A 25,537-nucleotide genomic window follows, 5' to 3' on the forward strand; every position below is an offset into this window, starting at 1 on the left:
GGACGAGCCCGCCTTCGCCTTCGACGGCGCCGCCGACAGCACCGCGACCAGCCCGTTCTTCGGGACACGGCGACCGGGCGCGGTCATCCCGGAGTTGCCGAGGAAAGCGCGCTTGCCGACCTTGGCCTCGCCGATGCGCAGCCAGCCGCCGCCGAGTTCGTAACCGGCGATCATGGTGTCGTCGGCCAGGAAAGCCCCGTCGGCGACGGTGGTGAACTTCGGCAGCAGCAGCACCGTGGACGCCTCGACGCTCTTGCCGACCTTGGCGCCGAGCAAGCGCAGCCACAGCGGGGTGAGCAGGCTGGCGTACAGCGGGAACAGGAAGGTGCGCGCGGAGTCCATCAGCCGCTCGGTGGCCCAGGCCTGCCAGCCGACGCGGCTGCGCACCGGGTGGTAGCCCTCGGTCAGGCCGATGCTCAGCAGCCGGACCGCGATGATGGTCGTCGCGGCGTAGACGCCCAGGCTGAGCAGTGTGGCGAGGGGAAGGACGGCGAACGCGCGCACCGCGCCCTCGGCGAGCGTGCCGGTGTCGCGAACGAACCAGGCGAGGAACGCGCCACCGGCGCCGATACCGAGAATCGGCATGGCGGCCAACGCCATCGACGTGATACCGAAGATGCCGACCCAGTGCCGGGCTCGTTGAGGTGTGTGCGGCGGCCAGCGGTGCTGGGCCTTGCCGACCTTCACCGCGGGCGAACCGGCCCACTCCTGCTCCGCCTTCACCTTGCCCGCTACCGCGGAGCCCGGCGCGACCTCGGCGTTCTTGCCGATCTTCGTGCCGGGCAGCAAGATCGAGCGCGAGCCCACCACCGCGCCGGGGCCGATGGTGATCGGGCCGAGATGCACCACGTCGCCGTCGATCCAGTACCCGGACAGGTCGACCTCCGGCTCCACGCTGCAACCGTCGCCGAGTTCGAGCATGCCGGTCACCGGAGGGAGACTGTGCAGATCGACGCCCTCGCCGATCTTCGCGCCGAGCGCGCGGGCGAACGGCACCATCCACGGCGCTCCGGAGAGGTTCTCGGCGCCGCTGGCCTCGGAAAGGCGGACGGCGGCCCACAGGCGTAGATGCACCGAGCCGCCGCGCGGGTAGCGGCCGGGCCCGATGCCGCGCAGCAGCAGCCGCGCGCCGGCCACGCAGATCGCCATGCGGCCGGGCGGGGAGATGAACAGCAGGAACGCGATCAGCGTCCACCACCACGACAGCTGTGGCAGCCAGGGCAGCGAGCCGGACCAGGCGGCGATGTTGCCGACGATCGCCAGCCAGGTGAGCCACTGCAGTCCGGTGAGGGTGGTGAGCGGGATGGTGGCGAGCACCTGCGCCGCCTGCGCGGGCCGTGGGGTCGGGCGCACCGTCCGTTCCGCGACGGCGACGGCGGGCGTGGTCTGCTCCAGCAGGTCGGCCAGCGCGCCGAGGCGGGGATGATCGTAGACATCGGCGACGGCGATCTGTGGATACCGTTCGCGCAGCGCCGTGACCAGCTGCGCCGCCGCGAGCGAGCCGCCGCCGAGATCGAAGAAGTCCGCGTCGAGGTCGCCGACCTGGGCGCCGAGAATGGAATCCCATAGTCCGGCAACCCATTGCGCGGTGCCGGTCAGATCGTTGTCGTCGTCGTCCTCGGCGGCATCGGGCAGCGGCCAGGGCAGCGCGTCGCGGTCGACCTTGCCGGAGGTGCGGGTGGGCAGCTCCCCGACCACCGCGAGCCGGGGCACCAGCGGGGCCGGGAGTCGTTCGGTGAGGATGGCCCGCGCGGCCTTGGCGTCGAACTCCGGCCCCGGGCCGGTCAGGTAGCCGACCAGGATCTTGTTGCCCGCCTTGGTGGTCCGGATGGCCGCCGCGGCGCCGGTGACACCGGGGAGATGCTGTAGGGCGTTGTCGATCTCGCCGAGTTCGATGCGCCGCCCGCCCAGCTTGATCTGGTCGTCGGCGCGGCCGAGGAAGACCAGTCCGGCGCTGTCGTTGCGGACCAGGTCGCCGCTGCGGTACGCGCGCTCCCAGCCGACGGAGGCCAGCGACGCGTATTTCTCGGCGTCCTTGACCGGGTCGAGATAGCGAGCCAGACCGACGCCGCCGATCACCAATTCGCCGGATTCGCCCTCTGCCACCGGGTTACCTGCCTGATCCACCACGACCAGATCCCAGCCGTTGAGCGGGAGTCCGATGCGGATCGGCCACTGGCCGTCCAAACGCGCCGCGCACGCGACGACCGTCGCTTCGGTGGGGCCGTAGGTGTTCCACACCTCGCGCGCCGAATCGCCGTTCCCGGCGAGACGTTCGGCGAGTTCGGGTGGAACCGCCTCGCCGCCGAAGATGAGCAGGCGCACCGCCTCCAGCGCCTCGACCGGCCAGGTCGCCGCCAGCGTCGGCACGGTCGAGACCACGCTGACCTCCCGCCGCACCAGCCAGGGACCGAGATCGGCGCCGGTGCGCACCAGCTCACGCGGGGCGGGCACCAGGCAGGCACCGTTGCGCCAGGCCAGCCACATCTCCTCGCAGGACGCGTCGAAGGCGACCGACAGACCCGCGAGAACCCGGTCGCCGGGCCCGATCGGGGCGTCGGGGAGGAACAGGTCGGCTTCGGCGTCGACGAAGGCGGCGGCGTTGCGGTGCGTGACGGCAACGCCTTTCGGAGTGCCGGTGGAACCGGAGGTGAAGATGATCCAGGCGTCGTCGCCGGGGCTGGGCAGCGTCGACCAGGTTGCCTCGCGCTGCTGCTCCGCCGCGCGGATGCCCGCGGCGGTGGTCTCGATGCCATCGGCGGTCACGATCGCGGTGACCTGCGCCTCGCCGAAGACGAGGTGGGCGCGCTCGTCCGGGTCGTCGGCGTCGACCGGCACGTACGCGGCCCCGGAGTACAAGATGGCGAGGATGGTCACGTAGAGCCCGCGGGTGCCCGACGGCATGCGCACGCCGACCCGGTCGCCCGGCCGCACGCCCGCCGTGGCGAGGCGGGCCATGGTCTTCTCGATCTCGACGACCAGCTCCAGGTAGGACAGCACCACTCGGCCGTCATCGATGGCGGGAGCGTCGGGATGTGCGAGCGCCGTGGCGGTCAGGATGTCCACGAGCGTCCTGGCCTCGGGGGCGCGGTCGCCACGCGACAACGGGCGCGCCGGCGAGTCGACGTCTGTCTCGAGCATGGTGCTCTGCGCACCTCCCATCGGCCTGCCTCACACTTTCCTGTTGTTGTGTCATAGCTGGGTTACCAAAGGGCAAACGCCACGACGGCCAATCGTCCACGGTACCCGGGGTCGCTGTCGTTCGTTGTTCACCGGACGCCGCCCGGGATCGACTGGTGCGGAGAGCGTTGTTGCAGGTGAGATCGATATTTGTCGCATCGCACAGGGCAACCGCTGGTCGGCGGGGCATCCCGTTGGTTCGCCGGGAGATCGCTGGGTGCGGGGGTGTGATTCCGCTCATGGCTGCGCTCGACAGACTCCGCCACGCGGTGGCGTCGATGCCGAGTGCGCAGAGGTTCACGGCGGGCTTTCGCAGCCGGTTGCGGACGTGCCGGTGCAGCAGGCCCACGCAGAGCAGCGTCAGATCGACGCGGCTCGCGCGCTGTCGTGGGGGTGCTTGTAATGGCTCTCGCGTGGTGGTTATGTCCACGCGGTGCTCGTAAAAGCTCGGGTGGAACGTGGTTGACAGCGCCGGGGCGCTTCTGCCACTCTCGGGTCAGGTCACGAGTGCCAGCGTCAAGCCCCGGCTTGCTGGCCGGCAACCCTCCTCCGCGGTGGGGTGCTCCGGGTGACGACCCGGCCGCCGCCCAACTGGGCGCGGCAAGCGCGGACTCGACGAATCATTTCGATTGCGGGTCCCTGAGCCGACGGGATTTCACGTGATGACTACTGCTGTCGACAATGCCTGTGCCGCACTCGCCCGAGTCTCCGGTGACGAACTGCGCGTACCGCTGGTGCAGGGTGGAACGGCGACCTACGCCAACTTCGACTACGCGGCGAGCGCGCCGGCGTTGACCCAGGTGACCGACCGTGTGCAGCAGTTGCTGCCGTACTACGCGAGCGTGCATCGCGGCGCGGGCTACGCCTCCCGGATCTCCACCGAGTGCTACGAGGCCGCCCGCGGGTCGGTCTCCCGGTTCCTCGACGCCGCCGACGACCAGGTGGTGGTCTTCACCCGTAACACCACGGACTCGCTGAATCTGCTCGCCTCCTGCGTTCCCGGCGACACCGTGGTGCTCGACGTCGAGCATCACGCGAACTTCCTGCCGTGGACCAGGCGCGGTCGCCGCGTCGTAGCGGCTGCCGACACGGTCGAGGAGACCGTCGGCAGGTTGGTCGCCGAACTGTGTAGCAGGCCCGCCGCATTGCTCGCGGTGACCGGCGCGTCGAACGTGACGGGGGAGGTGCTTCCGCTGGAGCGGCTGGCCACCATCGCCCACCAGTGCGGCGCCCGGATCCTGGTGGACGCGGCACAGTTGGCGCCGCATCGGCGGATCAGCCTGCGCGACACCGGAATCGACTACGTGGCGTTCTCCGGGCACAAGCTTTACGCGCCGTTCGGCGCGGGTGTGCTGGTGGGCCGGCGGGATTGGCTCGACGCGGCGCGGCCCTATCTCGCGGGCGGCGGGGCAGTGCGCGAGGTGAGTATCGACGGGGCCGAGTGGGCGCCCGCTCCGCAGCGCCACGAAGCCGGGTCGCCGAACGTGCTCGGCGCCGCCGCGCTGGCGGCGGCCTGTGACGCGCTCTGGGCCATCGACGCCGAAACCCTTGCCGCGCACGAACACCGGCTCGCCGACCGCCTGCGCGACGGCTTGGCCGCGATTCCCGGACTTCAGCTGTTGCGCATCTGGATCGACAGCCCCGATTCCGTCGGCATCGTCGCCTTCACGCTCGATGATTTCGCCCCCGGCCACGTCGCCGCCTATCTCTCCGCCGAACACGGCATCGGCGTGCGCGACGGACGTTTCTGCGCCCACCCGCTGCTCACCCGCCTCGGCTTGGACGGCGCACTGCGCGCCAGCATCGGCCTCGGCACCACCTCCGCCGACGTGGACCGCCTGATCGATGCGCTCGCCGCACTCGTGCGAACCGGCCCCACCTGGAACTACGCCCCCACCAACGGCCTCTGGAACCCCACCCCCGAAACCCGTCCCTTCACCTCTACCGCCCCCAGCGGCGCCGCCCCCTGCCTCGTCGGCTGACGAAACGTCCGCCCGATCCGGGCGCTGCCGCCGGATACTATCGCCGTATCCGAACCCGAACCTCGAGGCGGACTTATGAGCACACTGCCGGTGTGGGCCACCGATCCGGGCGCCCTTCTTATTACGGAGGAGGGTTACACGGCGCTTCCAGAGGAAATCCAGCGGCAGATCGAGGTGGTCGACGGCCATGTCATCGTCTGCCGCAGCGGCACCTTCGAGCACAATAACGTGGCCAGGCGGCTGGCCAACGCGTTCGAGCAGGCGAGTCCGGACGAGCCGTGCACCGGCGTGGTGACCGACTTCGAAATGCATTACGTGCGCAGCCGTCCGGGAAGCCCCGGATTCTCGTTTCGCCGTCCGGACGTGGCGTTGTACCGGTGCATCGAGGGTGACCGGAAATTGACCACTGCGGATGTGCTGTTGGTGGTCGAGGTGGTCTCGCCGGGGTCCGAGTACACCGACACCGTGGACAAGTGCGCGGAGTACGCGAACGAAGCAATCCCGATCTACTTGATCGTGCATCTGGCCGCGGATCGCAAAATAAAGATCATCCAGGAATATCGTCTCGACTGGGCGAGCCGCAGTTACCGGTTGGCGGAAACCCACCAGGATGTGCTCCGGCTGACCGGTCCGTTTCCGGTCGACGTCGACTTCGCCGCCCTGGACGGCGCCTGAGATGTCCGCCGAGAGACGGTGCCGAGCTTTGGAGCGGCCGGCCCGCGCGCTCGCCGCGGTGTTGGTGCGGGTGCGGCCTCGGGTGGCGTAGTCGAACTGTGGGTCAGTCGCCCAGTGCGGTCGGGCGGTAGTAGCGCCCGTTGTAGTACAGCAGTGGCGCGGCGGCGGGTTTCTCGTCGGTGTTGTCGTGCACCCGGGTGACCAAGCCGACGACGAAGGTGTGGTCGCCGATGGGGATCAGCTGGTGCACGGTGGCGCGTAGCCAGATGGGGGTGCCGTGCAGGACCGGCTCGCCGGTGTCCAGGGTGGTCCACAAGGCGCGGTCGGTGAAGCGCTTCTCGGCGGTCCGGGAGAACCGATGCGCCAGGTGCTGCTGGTGTTCGCCGAGGAAGTGGATGACGACGGACTCGGCGTCCAGCATGGCGGACAGGCTGGAGGAGGTGTGCGCGATGTTGAACGAGACCAGCGGCGGGTCCAGGGACAGCGAAGCGAAGGAGGTCGCGGTGAAGCCGACCGGCCCCCGCGGCGAATGCAGCGTGACGACGGTGACGCCGGCGGGATAGTGGCGCATGGACGCGCGATACTGCTCCGCGGTGATGCCGCTCAGGTCATCGGGAATCCGCAGTTCCGTCTCGGGGCGTGGTGCGTCGGTCACATGACGAAACTACGCCCGGATTCCCCGCACGCGAGGTGGGTGTGGCGTTCGGCATGATTTCGCGACCCGCGCCGGAGTCAGTCCACGTCGAGCGGGAGACCGGCGGTGATCCGCAGCAATTCCGGGAACGACGTGCGGAAGATCGTGTTCGGGTGCCCGCCCGCCGCCCAGATCTCGCGATGGCGCCCCAGCGCGTTGTCCACCCAGGTAGGCAGGTTGGTCGGGTGGCCGACCGGCGCGACGCCGCCGACGGGCTGGCCGGTCACCGCACGCACCATATCGGCGGGAGCGCGGGTCAGTGTGCCTTCCAGACGCGCGCCGGTCTTCACCAGATCGACCTGGTGCTCGCCCGACACCAGCAGCAGCACCGGGTCGTCGTCGAGCAGGAACACCAGCGATTTCGTGATCGCCCCCACGTCGACGCCGAGTGCGCGCGCGGCGTCCGCCGCGGTGTGCGTCGGTTCCGGTTGGGCGACGATGAGCCCATGATGACCTCGGGAGATGAGGGTGTCCGCGACCCGGCAGGCGACCGGTGGCAATGACGACCTGCGCATCTCACCAGGGTAGAGCGATTGCGGACGGTACGCCGGACAAGTCGAATCGCGGGCTCAGTATTCCGGGTAGCCCTCGCTCGGACCGAGCATCCCGGCGATCCGTTCGCGGGTGATCCGCGCCAGCTCCGGCAGATCGCGCGACGAGACCGGTTCGTGCGCAACCGCTTCGAAGGCGCGGTCGACATCCCGCGGAGACAGCGCGAGCAGTTCCAGATCGGCCTTGGTCAGCAGGGCGTCCCGGTCCGGATACGGTCGGGCGTCGCTCAGTGTGGCGGCCCATGTGACGTTGCAGCAGCACTCGTACAGGGCGTGCACCGCGCGGGCGCGCGGCATTTCGTTGAACCGGTCCAGGCCGATTCCCCGATGCATCAGCATGGTGTCCTCCGAACCCGATGAATGAGGTTTGCTGACTCGACCATGATCCGCCGTCCGGCGAGGCGGGAACCAGTGCGCCGCCGCCATTTTGCACAGGATTTACACGCTGCGGAGTTTCACCGCGAATCCTCGCATACCGGGATCTCCCGGGCCGGGATACCGGCCGCGCGTCACCTCGATACGCTGTACAAATGACAGATTGGCAGGCTTTCACCGTCGAAACCAAGGATCACGTCGCGCAGGTGACGCTGACCGGCCCCGGCAAGGGAAATGCGATGGGTCCCGACTTCTGGCGCGAGCTGCCGGAGGTCTTCCATGCGCTGGACGCCGACCCGGAGGTGCGCGCCATCGTGCTGACCGGCTCGGGAAAGCATTTCTCCTACGGTCTGGACCTGCCCGCGATGAGCGGCACGTTCGGGCCGCTGATGGCCGAGCGCGCCCTGGCCGCGCCGCGTACCGACTTCCTCACCGACCTGCGCAAGATGCAGGCTTCGGTCACGGCGGTGGCGGACTGCCGCAAGCCGGTGATCGCCGCGGTGTCCGGCTGGTGCATCGGCGGCGGGCTGGATCTGATCGCGGCGGTCGACATCCGCTACGCCAGCGCGGACGCCAAGTTCAGCTTGCGTGAGGCCAAGGTCGCGATCGTCGCCGACATCGGTTCGCTGCACCGGCTGCCCGGCATCATCGGCGAGGGTCACCTGCGGGAGCTCGCCTACACCGCCAAGGACATCGACGCCGCGCGAGCGGAGAAGATCGGCCTGGTCAACGACGTCTTCCCGGACCAGGAAGCGGCGCTGGACGCGGCGCACGCCACCGCGCGTGAGATCGCCGCCAACCCGCCGCTGGTGGTGCAGGGCGTCAAGGACGTGCTGGATCAGCGCCGCAAGGACGAGGTCGCCGCGGGCCTGCGCTACGTCTCCGCGTGGAATGCCGCGTTCCTGCCCTCGGAGGATCTCACCGAGGCGATCAAGGCCGTCTTCGAGAAGCGTCCGCCCGAGTTCCGCGGCCGGTGACTCCCACGGCGCGCCCGCACCGCCGTGGGCGCGCCGTGCCCGCACCCAAGGGTGGGTATCGAGGGTGGGCAAGGTGATTCGCCTCAGGGTTGCGTTGCCCTCACCCTAGGGGTGGGTGTGCGAGGCGCCGATCGCCCATATCGTTTGGGACGTCGGAAATTTCGCCTCGCATTCAGGAGCAAAACCAATGCGTATCAAGTCCTTCTTCGCCGCTGGTCTGCTGGCCATCGCCGCCGTCGCCGGGGTGTCGACGGCTGCTTCGGCCTCGGCCGCGCCGGTTTACCAGGATGTCGCCTACGGCGGCACCTACGTGGGCACCTACGCCACGCTGTACGCCTGCCGTGCCGACGGCGAGTCGCCGAGCACCGGCGGCTACTACTGGGAGTGCATCGAGAACTGGGACGGCTGGGACCTTTACATCTACTACTGAGCCACCTGTCACAGAGAAGGGGCATCCGGCATCCGGGTGTCCCTTTTCGCCTTCCGAAATCCGAATTTCAGCTCACACAACAAAAGCGGGGAGTCCGTTGAGAACGGACTCCCCGCTTTTGTTGTGCCCAGCAGACTTTCAGTGCCCGCCCTGGTCCTTCAGGCGCTGAATGGACGCCTCCACTTCGGCCTCGGCTTCGGCGCGACCGACCCACTCCGAGCCCTTGACGTACTTGCCGGGCTCCAGGTCCTTGTAGCGCTCGAAGAAATGCTTGATCGCGGCCAGCTCGAACTCCGGGACGTCCTTCAGATCCTGGATGTGGTCCCAGCGCGGGTCGCCCGCGGGCACGCACAGGACCTTGTCGTCGCCGCCCGCCTCGTCGGTCATCTTGTACATCGCGACCGGACGGGCCTCCACGATCACACCCGGGAACACCGAGTCGGGCAGCAGGACCAGCGCGTCCAGCGGGTCACCGTCCTCGCCGAGGGTGTTCTCGATGAAGCCGTAGTCGGCGGGATAGACCATGGACGTGTACAGGAACCGGTCGAGCCGGACCCGGCCGGTCTCGTGATCGACCTCGTACTTGTTCCGGGAACCCTTGGGGATCTCGATCGTGACGTCGAACTCCACGCCATCTCCTTCGTGCATCGGTGCCGAGCCCGGCGACTCGGCTTCTTTCGGCGACTGCCGACTCGGCCGCTGCGGAGTGCGCCGACTCGCCAGGTTGTTCGGGGGAACGGTTGCGCAACGAGGATAGTGTGGTCGGCGCGGACATGGGTGCGGCAGGCGGCTGCTGCGGGAATCGGTCAGGAGAGCGGCGGCGACGTGTTTGGTGGCAACGAGAACATCGGTGGGCTGGCCGCCCGACGGCGCCGCAACAGATGGATCTGGATATCGACCACGCTGATCGTGCTGCTCGCCGTCGCCGTGGTGGCACTGGTCACGGTGCGGCCGTGGACCGACGAGTTCCGGCACGGCGGCCTGACCATCGTCGCCGCGCCCGCGCCGGTCGAGCCCTCCCCGCGGATCGGTCCGGCCCGGTCGACCGGTTCCGCGCCGAGTGCCGCGGGGATCGCCGCCGCGCTGGCGCCGGTGATCGGCAATCCGGACCTCGGCGCGTTCGCGGGGCAGGTGACCGACGCCGACAGCGCGATCGTGCTGTGGAGCGGTGACGCGAACCGGCCGATGATCCCGTCGTCCACCGCGAAGATCCTCCTCACGGCGGCCGCCCTGCTCACGCTGCCCGCCGAGCACCGGGTGACCACGAAGGTGGTCGCCGGTGCGGCGCCGAACGAGCTGGTGCTGGTCGGCGGCGGTGATCCGACGCTCACCGCGCAGCCGGACGGCAAGGGGTACTACCCGAACGGGCCGCGTCTGTCCGACCTGGTCGACCAGATCGAGACCGCGGGCCGCCCGGTGGACACGATCGTCGTCGACACCTCCGCCTTCGCGGGCTCGACCATGGCGAAGGGCTGGGACCCGATCGACATACCGGAGGGTTCCATCGCCCCGATCGAGTCGGTGATGATCGACGGCGGCCGCTTGCAACCGCTCGTCGAGTATTCGCCGCGTACCGCCACGCCCGCGCTGGACGCCGGCCGGCGACTGGCCGTGGAGCTGGGGCTCGACCCGGCACGGGTCCGGGCGGGCGTCGCGCCCGCGGGCGCGGCCGAAGTCGCCTCCGTGCGGTCGGCGCCGCTGCGTGACCGGCTGCGCGACATGATGGTGTACTCCGACAACGTGCTCGCCGAGACGATCGGGCGGGAGCTCGCCACGGCCACCGGTGGCGAGGCATCCTTCGACGGCGGGGTCGCCGCGGTGCGCGAGGCGCTGAGCACGGCAGGTTTCGATCTGACCGGCCTGGATATGCACGACAGCAGCGGGCTTTCGGTCGACGACCGGATTCCCGCGCGATTGCTCGACCGGGTCGTGGCGACCGCGGCCAAGCCGACCGGCGCCACGGCGGTGCAACCGGCCGGTACCAAGGCCAAGCCCGAGAACGACCGCGTCGCCGCCACCTTGGCCCCGATGCTCGACGCTCTGCCGGTCGCCGGCGCAACGGGGTCGCTGACCGGCCGCTACGTCGCCCGCGACCGCCAGGCCGCGGGCTGGGTTCGGGCCAAGACCGGAACTCTGTCGGTGTCCAGCGCGTTGGTCGGGTATGTGCTGGACGCCGATGGGCGGGTGCTGACCTTCGCTCTGATGTCGAACGACCGACCGCCGGAGGTGAGCAGGCCCGCGTTGGACGCGATCGCAGGCACGCTGCGAAATTGTGGATGCTCGTGACGGGTGGTTGATCATGACCCAGCAAGGTTCCGACACAGCCGGATTCGGCGCCGCGGACGTGGTCGAGCGGCGCAAGGGCCGCTCGGGTCTGTCCGGCGTGGTCGATTGGCGCCTGGCCGCTAGAACCGGCTCGGCACTGGCGCCCGCGGGTCCGCGCACGTCGCGCTATTCGGCCGAACAGGTCGTCGCCGAGCTCGCCGATTCCTCCGTGCGGGCCGAGGGGCCGGTCCGTGAGGTCAGCGGCTTGCTGGACGACCGGCCGGTCCCAGCGGCAAGGATCGTCGACCGGCCGGGGTGGATCGGAGCCGCCGCCGACTCGATGGCCCAGCTCACCGGCACCGGTGGGGCGCCGGTCGAACGCAAGCTGCTGGCGGGCAAACCCGCCGGTGTGCAGGCGGGCGCGATGCTCGCCTTCCTGTCCACCGCGATCCTCGGCCAGTACGACCCGTTCACGGGACCGGACGGCACCCTGCTGCTGGTCGCGCCGAACATCGTGGCGGTCGAGCGCGCGCTCGGGGTGTCGCCGAGCGATTTCCGGCTCTGGGTCTGCCTGCACGAGGTGACCCACCGGGTGCAGTTCTCCTCGGCGCCCTGGCTCGCCGAATACATGCGCGCCAATGTCGAGATACTCGGCGAGGTCGGTGACGAGCCGGTGAGCGACATGCTGTCGCGGCTGGTCGAGGAGGTGCGCGACCGCCGCCGCGGAACGGCCTCCGACGACCCGGCCGCGCGCGGTGTGGTCGGCCTGCTGCGCGCCTCACAGGCGCCGCCGCAGCGTGCGGCGCTGGACCGCCTGCTCATGCTCGGCACTCTGCTGGAGGGGCACGCCGATCACGTCATGGACGCGGTCGGGCCTTCGGTCGTCCCGTCCGTCGAGCAGATCCGCACCGCGTTCGACCAGCGGCGCAAGCGTCCCACCAACCCGGTGCAGCGCATCCTGCGCGCCCTGCTCGGCGTGGACGCGAAGGTCGCCCAGTACGTGCGCGGCAAGAAGTTCGTGGACGAGGTGGTCGCCACGGTCGGGACGACGCGGTTCAACACGGTGTGGACCGATGCCGAGACGCTCCCGCGCACCGACGAGATCGAGCAGCCGCAGCGTTGGATCGAACGGGTGCTGGCCTGAGCTAGCAGGCTGTTTCTGCCCCGGCGGTCAACCGTCGAGCGAGGCAGGCCGGTAGGCTGCGCCCATGGGGCGTGCGCCAGGAACCACACCCGGGCGCTTCGGATCGGAGGCCGGGTCGTCCGGTTCCGTGCCGCCACTCGCGCCCGCTGCCGATCCCACACGGCGCCTGCCCGAGACCGCGGCAGTGCTCGCCGTCCGCAGGGCGGTCCGGGACTGGCTGGCCGATTTCGGACCGCGAGAGACCGAGGAGCAGGCGGTCGCGGTCGCGCTGTCCGGTGGCGCGGATTCGCTGGCTCTCACGGCCGCGGCGGTGGTGGAGACGAACGCCGTCCACGCGCTGGTGGTCGATCACCGGCTGCAACCCGGTTCCGGCGCCGTGGCGGCCGAGGCGGCGGCCCGAGCCCTCGCCCTGGGCTGCCGGTCCGCGCGGGTGCTTCCGGTCGAGGTCGGCACCGAGGGCGGTGTGGAAGCCGCGGCGCGCCGGGCGCGCTACGCCGCGCTGGACGCGGCGCGTGACGGCCTGCCGGTGCTGCTCGGGCACACGCTCGACGACCAGGCCGAAACGGTGCTGCTCGGCCTCGCGCGCGGTTCGGGTGGCCGCTCGATCCAAGGAATGGCCCCCTGCGCCGAGCCGTGGGGGCGGCCGTTGCTCGGCGTGCGACGGGCGACGACCCGGCAGGTGTGCGCCGACCTGGGCATTTCACCACACGACGACCCGCACAACGCCGCCCCGGAGTTCACCCGGGTCCGGCTGCGCACCGAGGCGTTGCCGCTGCTGGAGCAGATCCTCGGCGGCGGGGTGGCCCCGGCGCTGGCGCGCACGGCCGAGCAGTTGCGTGCGGACGGCGCGGTACTGGACGCGCTCGCCGCCGAACTGCGGCACAACGCGAGTGATGGCCCGGCGCTGGTGATCGAGACCCTCGCCACTGCGCCCGCCGCCCTGCGGAAACGGGCAATCCGGGCATGGCTGCTCGACCACGGTGCGAAAGCCCTGACCACGAAGCATTTACAGGCAGTCGACGAACTGGTGACGGCTTGGCGTGGGCAGGGCGGTGTCGCGGTCGGCGGAGGACGGCCGGATAGCAGGTTGGTCGCCGGGCGCGAACATGGCAGGCTGACACTGCGGCTGAGTGAGGATGGGCATCGGAGGCGATGACGCAGACCGAACCGGCCCGACGGGCTCACCACCACGGAAGGAATTCAGCTGACGTGTACGGGGACGACATCGCGTCGGTGCTGATCACCGAGGAGCAGATCGCCGCGAAGACCCAGGAGCTGGCCGAAATCATCGCCAAGCGGTATCCCCCCGACGCACCCGAGGGCGATCTGCTGCTGGTGGGCGTGCTCAAGGGCGCGATCTTCTTCATGACCGACCTGGCCAAGGCGCTGCCGATCCCGACCCAGATGGAGTTCATGGCCGTCTCGTCCTACGGGTCGTCGACCTCCTCCTCCGGCGTGGTGCGCATCATGAAGGACCTGGACAAGGACATCGCGGGCCGCAACGTCCTGATCGTCGAGGACATCATCGACTCCGGGCTCACGCTGTCATGGCTCAAGCGGAACCTCTCCACCCGCAACCCGGCGTCGCTCGAAGTGGTCACCCTCCTACGCAAACCCGACGCGCTACGCACGCCCGTGGAAGTCGCGCACGTCGGCTTCGACATCCCGAACGAATTCGTCGTCGGCTACGGCCTCGACTACGCGGAGCGCTACCGCGACCTGCCCTACATCGGCACCCTGGATCCCAAGGTCTACGGCGGCTGACCGTCAGCCGGGCAGGATGCCGAAAATCGTTGCGGGGGAACCTGAACCACCGCGGTAGAGCGGTCCGCCCACCAGTACCCACGCGCCCGTCGCGGGCAGCGCGGCCAGGTTCGCCAAGCACTCCAGGCTGATCCGGTGCTCGCCGTAGAGCAGCTTCGACACCGCGTACGTCTCGTCGGTACCCAGGTCAGGGCCGAACGTATCGATGCCGAGCGCGCCTCGGCGGCCGAGCCTGCCGGTGCGCAACAGCCACCGCACCGTTTCCACCGCGAAACCCGGTTGGCGACCGGACGATTCGCCCGTGCCGACGAACTCCGGCGTACCCCACTTGGCGTCCCAGCCGGTCCAGGCGATCACCGCGGCGCCGTCCGGGATCCGGCCGTGCTCCGCCTCCCATCCCCGCAGATCGCCGACCGTGACGGCGTAGTCGCGATCCTGCGCGCAGAGCTGCCGGACATCGATCCGCACCGCGGGCAGCAGCAGATCGTCCAGCTCCAGTTCGTCCGCGGCCAGCCCGTCGGCACGGAAATGGATCGGTGCGCCCCAATGGGTTCCGGTGTGTTCGCCCTGCTGGATGTAGCGCAGGTAGTAGCCGTCGTCGGCGATCGTGGCCACGAGGTCGGCGCGGAATTCGGGATCGTCCGGGTACAGCGGCGTGGTGGCCGGATCGTGAACGTGCGACAGATTCACCAACCGTCCCAGCGGGCGCGGTGTGGTCATCGGGTCCGCTGCGGAATCGCTCTGGCCAGCGCGAGCAGATCTGCTTCGAGGAGCCGGAACAGCCGGTAGGTCAGCACGAAGGCCAGGATGCCACCCACACTCAGCACACGCACCGGAACGATCACCAACTCCAGGTCGGCGGCGTTGACGAAGGTCGCGCTCGCCACGCCCAGCAGCGGAACCGACGCCGCGACACCGAGATAGAAATTTCCGCGCTTGGCCAGCGCGCGCAGTTGCTTCTCGTCGCCGGGGCCGATGCCACCGCGCACCAAGAGCTGTGGATAGATCGAGCGCACCGCGTAAACCATGATCGGGAAGAACGGATAGGCCAGCGCGATCGCCGCGCACACCACCTGCGCGGCGAAGAAATGCAAGAAGGTCCCACGCGGCAGGTCGACACCCGAGAAGGCCAGACCCAGCGGCCAGATGATGCCCGCGACCAGCCAGAAGCCGAAGGGTATCCAGACCGCCCAATCACCCATCAGCAGCGTGTCCCGGCGCGCTTTCGCGAGCGTCCGCGCGGAGTACCCCTCGCCGCGGCCGAGGCGGAACGCGATGGTGAGCGGCCGCCGGGTCATGAACAGCAGCAGCAGCGCGGCGACCGGAAACGCGACGAGATTGTTGATCAATCCGACCGCCGCGAATTTCTCCTGATCCGCCGCCGACATCCGGTCGATGATCAGGGCTTGGTTCAGCTGGATGTTGTAGAAGCTGGCCAGCACGTTGGGGACGCCGACGCACAGCGCCGCGACCGGCAGCAGCCAGCCGCGCGCTCGGTACGCGAGGCTGTTCGGCGGCGGATCGACCAGGTCGCGGGCGCGGGTGTCGAGGCACAGGTCCAGTTGTCCGGCGAGTTCCGCGCCGCTGCGCCAGCGGCGCTGCGGGTCCGCGTGCAGGCACTCCAGCAGCACGCGGCGCAGCGCGGCCGGGGTGTCGTCGGGCAGGCGGGACAGCGCCGCGGCCGGGACGCCGTCGCGGCGCACCGCGAGCATTCGCGCGTACGTCTCGGTTACCGAACCCTCCTCGGTGGGCGGAGGATCGTCGAACGGACTCGCGCCCGTCAGCATTTCCCACAGCAGCACCCCGAGGGAGTAGACGTCGCTGGCGTTGCCCGGCGCCGGCGCATCGGGATCCAGATAGTGGGCCAGCTGCTCCGGGGAGCGGTAGACGAGTGCGTCGGTCGCGCCGGGATCGCGCGGCGCGGGGATGCGGGCCGCCGCCTCGCCGAGGGCGAAGTCGGCGAGCTTCGGGATGCCCTCCGCGGTGAACAGGACGTTCGCCGGTTTGATGTCGTGATGCAGTACGCCGTGGTGCTCGGCGTAATCGAGGGCGTCGGCCAGCCGCCTGCCCACCCACGCCACGGTCTCCGGCCAGCTCAGCCGCGCGATTTCGGCGCGCACGCTGGAATCCGAGGGCCGGATCTCGCCCTTGTCCTCCATGGCGGTGTCCACCGCGCGCAGCAGCAGCGCGCCGCCGTCGGTCACCGGGCCGCGACAGCGCTGCTCGAGGACGCCGACCGCGGTGCCGCCGGGGAGGTACTGCATGTAGACCAGGCGCGGCAGGGGGGCCACCGGGGCCACTGGGGCCGGCGGTGGCCTGCCCGTCGAGGCGTCGGCGTATTCCGTCGGGTCTGTGCGGGTGGCGTCGGGATCGATGTCCGTCGGCGTCGCGTCCGGATCATCGAGTACCGCGGTGCCATTGCCGGATTCCGCCGACCGCCCGGCCTCGTGATCGGGAACCGGCGCGCCCGCGCGGTGTGGGCGGCGCGCACGGTACGGGCTGGTGACAGTGGTGTCGTCGCTGTCGTCACGGGTGCGGGCGGCGTGTGTCGCCGCTGCGACCGTCGCGTCGTCCGCGGTGGATCGTCCGCCGGTGGCGATGTCGGCTCGTTCGGTGTCGCGAAGGTGGGCCTGGGCGATGGTGGCGTCGTCGTCTGGGCGGCTCGCGGTCCGGCCGGGCGGTGGGGCCGCGACGGTGTCGTCGGGTTCGAACGGCTCGGCGATCGCGGGGCGCGGCGCGGCGATGGTCGACTCCGCGTCGGCTGTGGGGCTGCCGTTCGCGGGCGCACCGGCGACGGTCAGCGTGCGTGCGGCGTCGGCGCTGAGCACCCGCTGGTCGAAGACGCGCACGATGTGGGCGTGGTCGAGCTGGGCCATCGTGTGCGGCGCACCCGCCCGTCCCGCGGAGAACCGGACGGCGACCAGCCGCTGCATGGAGCGTTGCCTGGCCAGGAAGACCCGGCCGAGCAGGCCCGCGCCCAAGTCGGTGAGCAGGTCGAAGTCATCGATCCGCAGACCGGGCGCGAGGTCGGCGAGTGCGGCCAGGGCGTCGCTCGATTCGCCCGCCTCGTCGGCATCCTCGGCGGCGAAATCGGCGAGGCGTTCGCGGATGGCGTGGGTGAGGTCCGGATATTCGGCGAGGAAGTCCTCCGCCGGCAGCGGTCCGCGTCCGCGGCGCGCCAGGAATTCCTCGCACACCAGATCCAGGAGCTCGGGGCTGCCCGCCACCTCGGGGAATTCCTCGCGATACTCCGCGATCCGTTTGCCGAGCCCTTCGCGCTCCCAGCGCCGCCGCAGATCCACTCGGATCAGATCGACGAGTACGGCCAAGCGCACCTGCGTGCCGTCGGGCACGTAGTCGCGGATCTGTGGCGGCAACCGATCGCTGTGAAGGCTGCGTTGCCAGTCGGCGGCGAACCGGACGACGGCATCGGTGCGCGGAGAGCTCACGTGTCGGTCTCCACGGCGGCCGTTTCCACCCGTGCGGATCGGTCCTCGGGGGGCCCTTGTCCGGCGGCTTCGGGATCGACCACCCGCTCCAGCGCCCGCAGATCCGCTTCGAGCGCACGAAACAGCAGATAGGTACCCACGAACGCGAGTATGCCGCCTACGCACAGCAGCCGGACGGCGAAGATCACCGACGGGATGTCGGACGGGGGCAGGAAGGTAACTCCGGTGACCGCGAGCAGCGGCACCGAGGCGGCGACCGCGAGGTACCCGTTGCAGCGCCGGTCCAGGCCGCGCAGCCACACCGCGTCCTCGGGACTGATGTCCCCGTGCCGCAGGAAAAGCGGATAGATGCACCGCACCATGTACAAGGTCAACAGGAAGAAGGGATAGGCGACCGCGATCGCGCCGCACACCACCAGCGAGGAGAAGAAGTGCACCATGGCGCGTGCCGATATGTCTCCGGTCGACACCTGTAGCGCGAGCGGGAAGATCAGCCCGGCCAGCACCCACAGTGAGAATGCCACGGCTACGGCACGATCGCCCATCAGCAGCGCGTCCCGTCTGGCGCGCTGCAAGGTCTCCGGATCGAATCGTCGTCCTTTGCGCAGACCGCGCGGCACGGTGAGCACGTATCTGGCCATGTACAGCACCAGCGCGATACCGGCCGGGAAGAAGATCGCGTTCACGGTGCCGGTGATGATGAGGAAGGTCTGCTGGGCATTCTCGGTCATCCGGCTGATGATCAGGTGCTGGTTGTGCTGGATGTTGTACAGCGAGGCGAGCACATTGGGCAGTGCCATCGCCACCAGCGCGACCGGCACGATGTACGGGCGCAGCCGCCGCCGCCAGCTGTTCGGCGCGGGATCGACCAACTCCCGCGCACGCGCGTCCTGGCACATCTCCAGCTGCCTGGCCAGCAGCGCGCCGCTGGACCAGCGGTCGGCCCGCTCCGGTGCGAGACAGGTCAGCAGCACGCGGCGCAACGCGGCGGGGCAGTCGGGCGGGACCCGCTCCAGCGCGGCCGCGTCCACGCCGCCGCTGCGCCGCTCCAGCATGGCTTCCAGGGTGGTGTCGTCGCCGTGTCGGCCCGCCCCCGCCGTGCTGTCGTCGAACGGCTTCGCGCCGGTGAGCAGCTCCCACAGCACCACCCCGAGCGAATAGATGTCCGCGCGGGTGTCCAGGTCTGCCGCGTTGCGACCGAAGCTGGGATGACAGGCTTCCAACTGTTCCGGCGACATGTACGCCAGCGAGCCGCCGAAGTAGGCCACCGGGCTGGTGCCTTCTACGTTGCGGCTGAAGCTGATGTTGAAGTCGGCCAGTTTCGGCACGCCCTCGGCGGTGAGCAGGACGTTGGCCGGTTTCACGTCGCGGTGCAGCACACCGTGCGAGGAGGCGTAGTCCAGCGCCTCGGCCAGTCTGCGGCCCAGCCAGGCCACCGTCTCCGGCCAGCTCAGCCGCGCGAGTTCGGCGCGCACGCTGGAATCGGTCGGCCGGATCTCGCCCTTCTCCTCCATCGCCACGTCCACGGCGTCCAGCAGCAGCCGGCCGCTGCGCTCGGCGGGCGGGGTGGCGCGCACCCAGCGCAGCACGCCCAGCAGCGTGCCACCGGGGAGGAATTGCATGTAGAGCAGTCGCAGCCGGCGCGCGGCACCCTCGGCGTCGTCGAGTAGCCGCTGGTCGAAGACCCGCACGATGTAGTCGTGGTCGAGTTGAGCCAGCGTCTGCGGCTCGGTGCCGTGATCGGCGGAGATCTTCACCGCGACCAACCGTTGCAGTGAGCGTTGCCGCGCGAGGAAGACCCGGGCGAACGCGCCGCTGCCCAAACCGGTCAGCAGATCGAAATCATCGATCCGCTGCCCGATCTCGATCCGGTCGAGCGCGGTGTAACGCCCCGGTCCGGTACCGATCGTCGTGGGCACGGCGGTGGCCGTACCCATCGGATCGGCGGCGGTCGTTCTGGTCATCTCAGAATCACGAGAGGACTCGGCGGTTCGGTTCAACGCGGTGTCGGCGAAGTCGGAGCCGGGGTGCGCGAGGGCGGTCCGGGTGGAATCCTCCAGCGTCGCGCGATGCGTGCTCTGGTCGAGCTCGTCGGCGTTCAACAACTCGCGCAGTTCCTCCGCCTGCCGCGGATATTCGCGCAGGCATTCGCGTGGATCTACCCGTTCCCCACTCTGCCGGCGGATGACGAACTCCTCGTACACCAGACCGGCCGGAATATCGTCGGACCCGAGTTCGGGAAATTCGGCGCAGTAATCGGCCAAGCGCATGCGAGCGGCGCGTTCCGGCGCGGCCCCCGGACGGTGCAGCCAGCGATGACGCAAGTCGACACGGATCAGCCCCAGCAGGGCTTCGCGGCGCAAGGTCGTGGCGTCGGGCAGGAATTCGGCGATGGTCGGTGGGCGCCGGGTGGATTCCCACGCCGCGGAGAACGCCGCCACGGCGTCGGATTCGGCACGTAACAGCCCGCCACTCCTCGCACGGGTGGAAACACCCGTGTCGGGATCGAAACTTCTTTCAGAGTTCGCACTCATGTCGGACCTAGTGGCTCGGCGGACGCCGCGGAATCCGCATCGGTCTTTGGTCGGATGAGGCGAAAATTTCCCGCCACACCCGACTCCATCATCCCCCGCGCCGTATTCGAAATGATAACTTGCGGCTCGACAGTGGATCACCCGATTTCGACAACGACGCGACGGGGGATGACCAGCACATGTCTGACGAGGCCGCGGTAGTGGCGAACGGCTCGATGTCGGCGGCGAAGGCCGCGCCGCGAACAACCGTTCCGAATGCGAAGACCACCGAACCGACGCTCACCGCAGTACGAGTGACCGCGGCCGACGGACGGCCGGAGCGCCTCCGGGAGGCCGAATCCGGCTCGGAGCGCGGCCCGGCCGCGACGATCGCGGCCTGCGTGCGCGACGGCTTGCTGCATCCCGGCCAAGTGGCGGCGGACGCCGGCACGCGGATCGCGGCGGCCGACCGGAAGGACAACGCGTTCAGCGTCCTTCGCGCCGAGCAGGCCATGGCCGAGTCGGCCGGCCTGATGGAGCGCGCCGACCTCGACGTGCTGCCGATGGCCGGTGTGCCGGTCGCGGTCGAACACGGAACCCCGATCGCGGGCGAGCCCGCGCCGTGGGGTCCGGCGGCCACCACGGACCATCCGGTGGTGGCCAGGCTGCGCGCGGCGGGCGCGGTAATCCTCGGGCACGTCGCGGCCCCCGAACTCGGCCGTTGGTCGACCAGCGCGGGCACCGAGCGCGTCATCCGCAATCCGTGGAACCCCGCGCGCAACGCGGGAAGCGGGGCCGCCGCCGCGGTCGCGGCCGGGCTGGTCCCGGTGGCACACGGCTACGACGGTTTGGGCGCGGTGCGGATCGCCGCCGCGTGCTGTGGGGTCTTCGGCATCAAAGCTGGGCAGCACACGGTCCCCGACGTGGGCGCGTGGGCGGGCACGGTGGAAAACGGTGTGCTCGCCACGAGCGTGGACGACGCCGCGCTGGCGCTGTCGGTCCTGGCGGGGCGGCCGGACCTGGCCGAGGTGGACCCACCCGGCCGACTACGCATCGGCCTGGCCGTGGATCCGCCCTCTCCGCTACTGCGCGTCGACCGGCACTGGACGGCCGCCGCCCGCAGAGCGGCCTCGGTGGCCGCGGCGGCAGGCCACTCGGTGGAACCGACCGCACTACCGTACGGAAACGCCGTGTTCGCGGCGTTCCTACGCTGGTTGGCCCTCAGCGCACGCGATGTCCCCGCGCTACCGGAGCCGGACCAGCTATCCCGCAGAGCCCGCCGTCGTCTGGCCCTCGGCCGGACGGTGCATCGGTTCCGGCTCGCCCGCCCCGCCCAGATCGACCGGGTGGAAGCACGACTACTGGAGTTCTTCGAGCGCTACGACGTGGTGATCACTCCCACGCTCGCCGCCCCGCCGCCCATGGCGCGGGCCTGGCACTTCCGCGATCGACCGGCCACTCTGCTCGCCGGCGCGCGATTGGCACCTTTCACCCCGCTGTGGAACCTTGTTGGCTGGCCCGCCGCCTCCGTTCCTATGGGCATGCACCCTCGGTCGGACACGCCGGTGGCGGCCCAGTTCGCGGGACCACCCGGCAGCGAATCCACCCTGTTGCGGCTGTCCGCGCAGATGGAAGCCCGCTGTCCGTGGCAGCGCACCGCGCCCTGAACCCGCTGGTTCAGACGCTGACCGGCGACTGCTGCGCCGCGAAACCGCCATCGACGGCCCGGCCGGCGAACTCGAGGATGGTCGGCCGGTTGTCGTCGGCCCGCCAGGCCACGGCGAGTTCGCACGGCGCGAGGCCCGACACGGGGCGTGCGGTCAGACCGGGCCAGCGGTACATCGGCACGTTGTTCTCGGCGAGCAGGAGCACGCCGAGGCCGAGACTCACGGCTTCCAGCTTGTCCTCGGCGGTCGCGGCCTCGGCGCCGATCTTCGGCGCGCGGCCGCCGCGTCCGTCGTTGCCGAGCCAGAAGTCGCGCACCGCACCGGCTTCGGTGGGCAGTGCCACGAACGGCTCGTCGAGCAGATCGGCGAACGCGATGGTCTCCGAGACGGCCAGCGGGTGGTTCTCCGGAAGCAGCACCCAGCGCGGTTCGGTACGCAGTACCTGCCAGCGATAGCGGCTCTGGTCCGGCAGCGGGAGCCAGACGAGCGCCAGGTCGGCCTGACGGCCCGAGAGCCCGCTGGAGGGATCGGTCCACGAGGCCGCGTGCAACGCGAGTCGATGTCCGCTCGCGCTCTCCAGATCGCTGAGCAGGCCGCGGCCGAGCGCGGACTGGATACCGACGCGCAGCACCTCGCCCGCTTCCTGCAGCGAGACGTTGGTGACCTCCCACAGTTCCAGGATCTTGCGGGCGCCTTCGAGCAGCTCCTTGCCCGCGACGGTCAGCGCCACACTGCGCTGGTTGCGGTCGAACAGGACCACGTCGAGCTGACGTTCCAGCTGACGGATCTGACGCGACAGGGTGGGTTGTGCGATGTGCAGCCGCTGAGCGGCGTTGGTGAAGTGCAGTTCCTCAGCGACGGCGACGAAATACCGCAGGTCGCGCAAGTGCGGGTCCATAGCCCCTTGCTATCAGAATCAGTCCGGAATTTCCAGCCTTATCAGGCCGAAAAGTTCGGATACGGGTGCCGAAACAGTCGGCAGGTTTGTTAGAGACAGCATATTGCTTGTGATGGTGCTCCGCACTAGGCAGTTGGCGAATTCTCGGCACTCGCCGACGGTTTCTCGTCGATCTCCCTTACCTGGGCACTTGACCAGTAGCAATGGCACCATAGCGGGAGTGGCGATAGCGGATTGTGGACACCCCTGCGGTTGCCAACCATCGGCTGGGAATTTGCCGCTGACCGGCTACTCAGGGTTGCCGAGCTATCGAGTGATTTTCCTCACAAAATAGTTTCCGAACGCCTCGGCGCCCGCCCTGCGTGTGCTCCAGAAACGCAGCAGGGCGCCACGGCCGAGACGAAGCCCGGCCGTGGCGCCCCGGCTCGGCGCCAGCGCTCACGCGCCGCGGGCGCGCTCCTCGTATGCCTTGCGCTTGTCGGCGTCGACGTCGTCGAGGAACGCGCGGCCGGACCCGAGCGCCCGGCCGATGCCGTCCCCGAGCGCCTCCGGCAGCAATCCGACGAACTGCGAGATGAACCCCGCCACCGCGGTCACCCGGACCTTCGACTTCGGCGCGACGATCAACTTGGCGACGGCGTCGGCGATCTCCTTCGGCTCGGCGGGGCGCAGCAGTTTGGGCGGGGTGACGCCGGAACCGAGTTCGGTGTTGGTGAGCGTGGGCAGCACCGAGGAGAAGCGCACGCCGGTGCCGCGATACTCCTCCCGCAGCGTGTCGGTGAACCCGAGCACCGCGTGTTTGCTGGCGTTGTAGGTGGCCAGGCCGGGGATGTGGGTCTCACCGGCCAGCGAGGCGATATTGATGATGTGCCCGCTGCGGCGCGGCAGCATCCGGCGCAGCGCCAGCTTCGAGCCGAGGATCACGCCGTAGACGTTGATGTCCAGGATGCGCCGGGTCAGCTCCTCCGACTCGTCCACCACCTTGCCGGTCGGCATGATGCCCGCGTTGTTGATCAGCACGTCGATCGGGCCCAGCGTGCGCTCCACCTCGTCCAAGAAGCCGTCGAACGACTCCTGATCGGTGACGTCGAGCTTGCCGTAGTGCTCGAAATTCCGCGCGGTGCCCGACTCCTTGACGGTGGTCTCGTCGATGTCGCCGATCGCGATCTGCGCGCCGAGGGCTTGCAGCGCGGTCGCGGTGGCGAGCCCGATGCCGCGGGCCCCACCGGTGATGACGACGACCTTGCCGCGGATCTGCTTCGTTTCGGTCACTTGCCGTCTCCCTTGAGCTTCAACAGGGCCGGAATGTCGAGGCGGCGCAGGCCGCGCGCGCCCGCCGCGCGCATCGCGCCGAGTGCGACCAGCAGCTTCGGCATCGAATACGGGTACCAGAACAGTTCTTTCTGCTGGGTCGGCAGGATCGGCGTGGTGAGCGCCTGCTGACGGCAGTATTTACGCACGCCGTTCGCGCCGCCCCAGCGGGCGCCGACGCCGGACAGGCCCCAGCCGCCCATCGGCAGCGCGTAGCTGAACAGGTTCGCGAAGACGTCGTTGATGTTGACCGCGCCCGCGTTCAGCTGCCGCGCGATCCGCTCGCCGCGCTCCTTGTCGCCGGTCCACACCGAGGCCGAAAGCCCGTAGACGGAGTCGTTGGCCAGCCGGATCGCCTCGGACTCGTCGGCCACCTTCATCACCGGCAGGGTGGGCCCGAAGGTCTCCTCGCTGACGCAGGACATGGTGTGGTCGACGTCGACCAGCACGGTCGGCTCGAAGGCGGTGCCGAACCCGGCCCGCTTGCCGCCGGTCAGCACCTTCGCGCCGGCCGCGACGGCCTCCTCGACGTGGCGCTGCACGATGGCCACCTGGTTCTCGTTGGCCAGCGCACCCACGTCGTATTTCGACTCGCGCCCGTCCAGCCCTTGGCGCAGCGCCTTGACGTTGGCGGTCAGCTTCGCGACGAACTCGTCGTACACCGGCGCCTCGACATACACCCGCTCCACGGAGATGCAGACCTGGCCGGAGTTGAACATGCCGCCGAAGGCGATGCCGTGCGCGGCGCGATCGAGGTCGGCGTCGGCGAGCACGATGGCCGGGTCCTTGCCGCCGAGTTCGAGGCTGTAGGGCACCATCCGCTCCACGCACGCGGCGGCGATCTTCCGGCCGGTCGCGGTGGAGCCGGTGAACTGGATGTAGTCGGCGTTGCCGACCACGGCCGCTCCGGTCGCGCCCGCTCCGGTGACCACGGCCAAAACGGGCGGCGCACCGATCTTGGCCCAGCCCTTCGCCAGTTCGAGCGCCGAGAGCGGCGTCACCTCGGACGGCTTGAGGATGACGGCCGCCCCGGCGGCGAGCGCGGGGAACACGTCCATCACCGGCATGGCCAGCGGGAAGTTCCACGGCGTGATGACCCCGACCACCGGATAGGGCCGGTAAACCGTGGTCAATCGTTTGACCCGGGCCAGCGGACTATGCGGCGACGGGTGATCGTCGGCCAGGAATTTCGCCGCGCGGCGCGCGTAGTAGCCGATCAGGTCGGTGGCGAAGCCCGGGTCGATCAGCGCGTCCACCCGGGGCTTGGCGGTTTCGGACTGCAGCACGGTGGCCAGGCGGTCGGTGTTGTCGATCAGCCAGTCCTGGAACTTCAGCAGCCAGACTTTGCGGCCCTCGGGCCCGATCGCCTCCCACTCCGGCTGGTACAGCCGCAGTTCGCGCACCTTGGCCGCGACGGCCTCGGCGGTCTCGTCCGGCACCGTGCCGACGACCTCGCCGGTGCCGGGATTGCGCACCTGGATGACGGCGGGACCGTCCTTCTTCGCGGTCGTCTCGCGTGCCTGCGCCTTCTCGGTCGCGGGCGCTGGTTCCGTGTTGGTCACTGCTGTTCTCCCACTGACGTTGTGTTGAACCGCGGTCAGCTGACTGCTGTGAGTCAGGCCACTGAACTATGATCGTGACACAATCCGAAGAGACTTTCTT

Annotated in this window: 20 protein-coding genes and 1 riboswitch; of the genes, 9 read left to right on the top strand and 11 right to left on the bottom strand. The window is 69.7% G+C overall.

Features of this window, described 5'->3' with window-relative positions; all coding sequences use genetic code 11:
- On the bottom strand, positions 1-3,141 hold a 3,141-nt coding region (locus tag ON19_RS02240; RefSeq protein WP_043685835.1), incomplete at its 3' end, for a Pls/PosA family non-ribosomal peptide synthetase.
- A gap of 538 nt (positions 3,142-3,679) precedes the next feature.
- Positions 3,680-3,793, top strand: a riboswitch (SAM riboswitch).
- A 49-nt stretch (positions 3,794-3,842) separates the two neighbouring features.
- On the opposite strand from ON19_RS02240, the gene ON19_RS02245 reads away from it, so the two are divergent.
- Positions 3,843-5,162 carry an aminotransferase class V-fold PLP-dependent enzyme gene (locus ON19_RS02245; RefSeq protein WP_043685836.1) on the top strand — a complete coding sequence of 440 codons (1,320 nt, stop codon included), beginning with the start codon at positions 3,843-3,845 and terminating at the stop codon, positions 5,160-5,162.
- A 75-nt stretch (positions 5,163-5,237) separates the two neighbouring features.
- The gene (locus tag ON19_RS02250) at positions 5,238-5,837 is read left to right on the top strand and encodes a Uma2 family endonuclease (RefSeq protein ID WP_043685838.1); all 600 of its coding nucleotides are present in this window, start codon (positions 5,238-5,240) and stop codon (positions 5,835-5,837) included.
- A 103-nt stretch (positions 5,838-5,940) separates the two neighbouring features.
- On the opposite strand, the gene ON19_RS02255 is transcribed toward ON19_RS02250, so the two are convergent.
- From ON19_RS02255 to ON19_RS02265, 3 genes are all read right to left on the bottom strand, one after another.
- Positions 5,941-6,492 carry a flavin reductase gene (locus ON19_RS02255; protein ID WP_043685840.1) on the bottom strand — a complete coding sequence of 184 codons (552 nt, stop codon included), beginning with the start codon at positions 6,490-6,492 and terminating at the stop codon, positions 5,941-5,943.
- 77 nt (positions 6,493-6,569) lie between these two features.
- Positions 6,570-7,046: a YbaK/EbsC family protein gene (locus ON19_RS02260; RefSeq protein ID WP_043685842.1), complete on the bottom strand. Its 477-nt coding sequence runs from the start codon at positions 7,044-7,046 to the stop codon at positions 6,570-6,572.
- Positions 7,047-7,100: 54 nt separating this feature from the next.
- On the bottom strand, positions 7,101-7,421 hold the full coding sequence (locus tag ON19_RS02265; protein ID WP_043685845.1) for a 2-oxo-4-hydroxy-4-carboxy-5-ureidoimidazoline decarboxylase: 321 nt from the start codon (positions 7,419-7,421) through the stop codon (positions 7,101-7,103).
- A 191-nt stretch (positions 7,422-7,612) separates the two neighbouring features.
- Here ON19_RS02265 and ON19_RS02270 point away from each other — a divergent pair, with 191 nt between their 5' ends.
- Together ON19_RS02270 and ON19_RS02275 are read left to right on the top strand one after the other, a co-directional pair.
- Positions 7,613-8,434 (top strand): crotonase/enoyl-CoA hydratase family protein, encoded by an 822-nt coding sequence (locus ON19_RS02270; RefSeq protein ID WP_043685847.1) that lies wholly within the window; start codon positions 7,613-7,615, stop codon positions 8,432-8,434.
- Between the two features lie 187 nt (positions 8,435-8,621).
- Positions 8,622-8,864, top strand: coding sequence for a hypothetical protein (locus tag ON19_RS02275; RefSeq protein WP_043685850.1), 243 nt, complete (start codon positions 8,622-8,624; stop codon positions 8,862-8,864).
- 138 nt (positions 8,865-9,002) lie between these two features.
- On the opposite strand, the gene ON19_RS02280 is transcribed toward ON19_RS02275, so the two are convergent.
- A complete protein-coding gene (locus ON19_RS02280; protein WP_043685919.1) occupies positions 9,003-9,494 on the bottom strand; it encodes an inorganic diphosphatase in 492 nt (163 codons plus the stop codon).
- A gap of 216 nt (positions 9,495-9,710) precedes the next feature.
- On the opposite strand from ON19_RS02280, the gene dacB reads away from it, so the two are divergent.
- From dacB to hpt, 4 genes are all read left to right on the top strand, one after another.
- Positions 9,711-11,150 carry a D-alanyl-D-alanine carboxypeptidase/D-alanyl-D-alanine endopeptidase gene (dacB, locus tag ON19_RS02285; protein WP_043685922.1) on the top strand — a complete coding sequence of 480 codons (1,440 nt, stop codon included), beginning with the start codon at positions 9,711-9,713 and terminating at the stop codon, positions 11,148-11,150.
- A 13-nt stretch (positions 11,151-11,163) separates the two neighbouring features.
- Complete coding sequence (locus ON19_RS02290) at positions 11,164-12,273, top strand: zinc-dependent metalloprotease (RefSeq protein ID WP_083899103.1); 1,110 nt, start codon at positions 11,164-11,166, stop codon at positions 12,271-12,273.
- Between the two features lie 64 nt (positions 12,274-12,337).
- Entirely contained in the window at positions 12,338-13,429 is a 1,092-nt protein-coding gene (tilS, locus tag ON19_RS02295) for a tRNA lysidine(34) synthetase TilS (protein WP_083899097.1), read from the top strand.
- 53 nt (positions 13,430-13,482) lie between these two features.
- Complete coding sequence (hpt, locus tag ON19_RS02300) at positions 13,483-14,037, top strand: hypoxanthine phosphoribosyltransferase (protein WP_043685854.1); 555 nt, start codon at positions 13,483-13,485, stop codon at positions 14,035-14,037.
- 3 nt (positions 14,038-14,040) lie between these two features.
- On the opposite strand, the gene ON19_RS02305 is transcribed toward hpt, so the two are convergent.
- Genes ON19_RS02305 through ON19_RS02315 form a run of 3 tightly spaced genes read right to left on the bottom strand, consistent with a single transcriptional unit; the run spans position 14,041 to position 20,020 of the window.
- Positions 14,041-14,757: a cyclase family protein gene (locus ON19_RS02305; RefSeq protein ID WP_043685857.1), complete on the bottom strand. Its 717-nt coding sequence runs from the start codon at positions 14,755-14,757 to the stop codon at positions 14,041-14,043.
- Positions 14,754-17,486 carry a protein kinase domain-containing protein gene (locus tag ON19_RS38630; RefSeq protein ID WP_051168454.1) on the bottom strand — a complete coding sequence of 911 codons (2,733 nt, stop codon included), beginning with the start codon at positions 17,484-17,486 and terminating at the stop codon, positions 14,754-14,756. Before ON19_RS38630 ends, ON19_RS02305 begins: the two co-directional genes overlap by 4 nt.
- Positions 17,483-20,020 carry a serine/threonine-protein kinase gene (locus tag ON19_RS02315; RefSeq protein WP_083899098.1) on the bottom strand — a complete coding sequence of 846 codons (2,538 nt, stop codon included), beginning with the start codon at positions 20,018-20,020 and terminating at the stop codon, positions 17,483-17,485. Before ON19_RS02315 ends, ON19_RS38630 begins: the two co-directional genes overlap by 4 nt.
- 179 nt (positions 20,021-20,199) lie before the next feature.
- Between ON19_RS02315 and ON19_RS02320 the strand changes: the two genes are divergently transcribed.
- Complete coding sequence (locus ON19_RS02320; protein WP_051168459.1) at positions 20,200-21,666, top strand: amidase family protein; 1,467 nt, start codon at positions 20,200-20,202, stop codon at positions 21,664-21,666.
- Positions 21,667-21,676: 10 nt separating this feature from the next.
- Here the strand turns inward: ON19_RS02320 and ON19_RS02325 are convergent, their stop codons facing one another.
- From ON19_RS02325 to ON19_RS02335, 3 genes are all read right to left on the bottom strand, one after another.
- Positions 21,677-22,564 carry a LysR family transcriptional regulator gene (locus ON19_RS02325; protein WP_043685860.1) on the bottom strand — a complete coding sequence of 296 codons (888 nt, stop codon included), beginning with the start codon at positions 22,562-22,564 and terminating at the stop codon, positions 21,677-21,679.
- A 438-nt stretch (positions 22,565-23,002) separates the two neighbouring features.
- Positions 23,003-23,836 carry an SDR family oxidoreductase gene (locus ON19_RS02330; RefSeq protein ID WP_043685863.1) on the bottom strand — a complete coding sequence of 278 codons (834 nt, stop codon included), beginning with the start codon at positions 23,834-23,836 and terminating at the stop codon, positions 23,003-23,005.
- Positions 23,833-25,437, bottom strand: a complete 1,605-nt coding sequence (locus tag ON19_RS02335) for an aldehyde dehydrogenase family protein (RefSeq protein ID WP_043685866.1) — start codon at positions 25,435-25,437, stop codon at positions 23,833-23,835. Before ON19_RS02335 ends, ON19_RS02330 begins: the two co-directional genes overlap by 4 nt.
- Positions 25,438-25,537: the final 100 nt, after the last annotated feature.

The sequence above is a fragment of the Nocardia abscessus NBRC 100374 genome (assembly GCF_000308455.1).
Taxonomy (GTDB): domain Bacteria; phylum Actinomycetota; class Actinomycetes; order Mycobacteriales; family Mycobacteriaceae; genus Nocardia; species Nocardia abscessus.

Bases quoted from the DNA above. Each gene is read 5' to 3' on its own strand.
- ON19_RS02305 (WP_043685857.1), bottom strand. From the start codon at position 14,757: ATGACCACACCGCGCCCGCTGGGACGGTTGGTGAATCTGTCGCACGTT.
- tilS (WP_083899097.1), top strand. From the start codon at position 12,338: ATGGGGCGTGCGCCAGGAACCACACCCGGGCGCTTCGGATCGGAGGCC.
- ON19_RS02250 (WP_043685838.1), top strand. From the start codon at position 5,238: ATGAGCACACTGCCGGTGTGGGCCACCGATCCGGGCGCCCTTCTTATT.
- ON19_RS02260 (WP_043685842.1), bottom strand. From the start codon at position 7,046: ATGCGCAGGTCGTCATTGCCACCGGTCGCCTGCCGGGTCGCGGACACC.
- ON19_RS02320 (WP_051168459.1), top strand. From the start codon at position 20,200: ATGTCTGACGAGGCCGCGGTAGTGGCGAACGGCTCGATGTCGGCGGCG.
- ON19_RS02265 (WP_043685845.1), bottom strand. From the start codon at position 7,421: ATGCTGATGCATCGGGGAATCGGCCTGGACCGGTTCAACGAAATGCCG.
- ON19_RS02315 (WP_083899098.1), bottom strand. From the start codon at position 20,020: ATGAGTGCGAACTCTGAAAGAAGTTTCGATCCCGACACGGGTGTTTCC.
- ON19_RS02290 (WP_083899103.1), top strand. From the start codon at position 11,164: ATGACCCAGCAAGGTTCCGACACAGCCGGATTCGGCGCCGCGGACGTG.
- ON19_RS02325 (WP_043685860.1), bottom strand. From the start codon at position 22,564: ATGGACCCGCACTTGCGCGACCTGCGGTATTTCGTCGCCGTCGCTGAG.
- ON19_RS02275 (WP_043685850.1), top strand. From the start codon at position 8,622: ATGCGTATCAAGTCCTTCTTCGCCGCTGGTCTGCTGGCCATCGCCGCC.
- ON19_RS02270 (WP_043685847.1), top strand. From the start codon at position 7,613: ATGACAGATTGGCAGGCTTTCACCGTCGAAACCAAGGATCACGTCGCG.
- ON19_RS02245 (WP_043685836.1), top strand. From the start codon at position 3,843: ATGACTACTGCTGTCGACAATGCCTGTGCCGCACTCGCCCGAGTCTCC.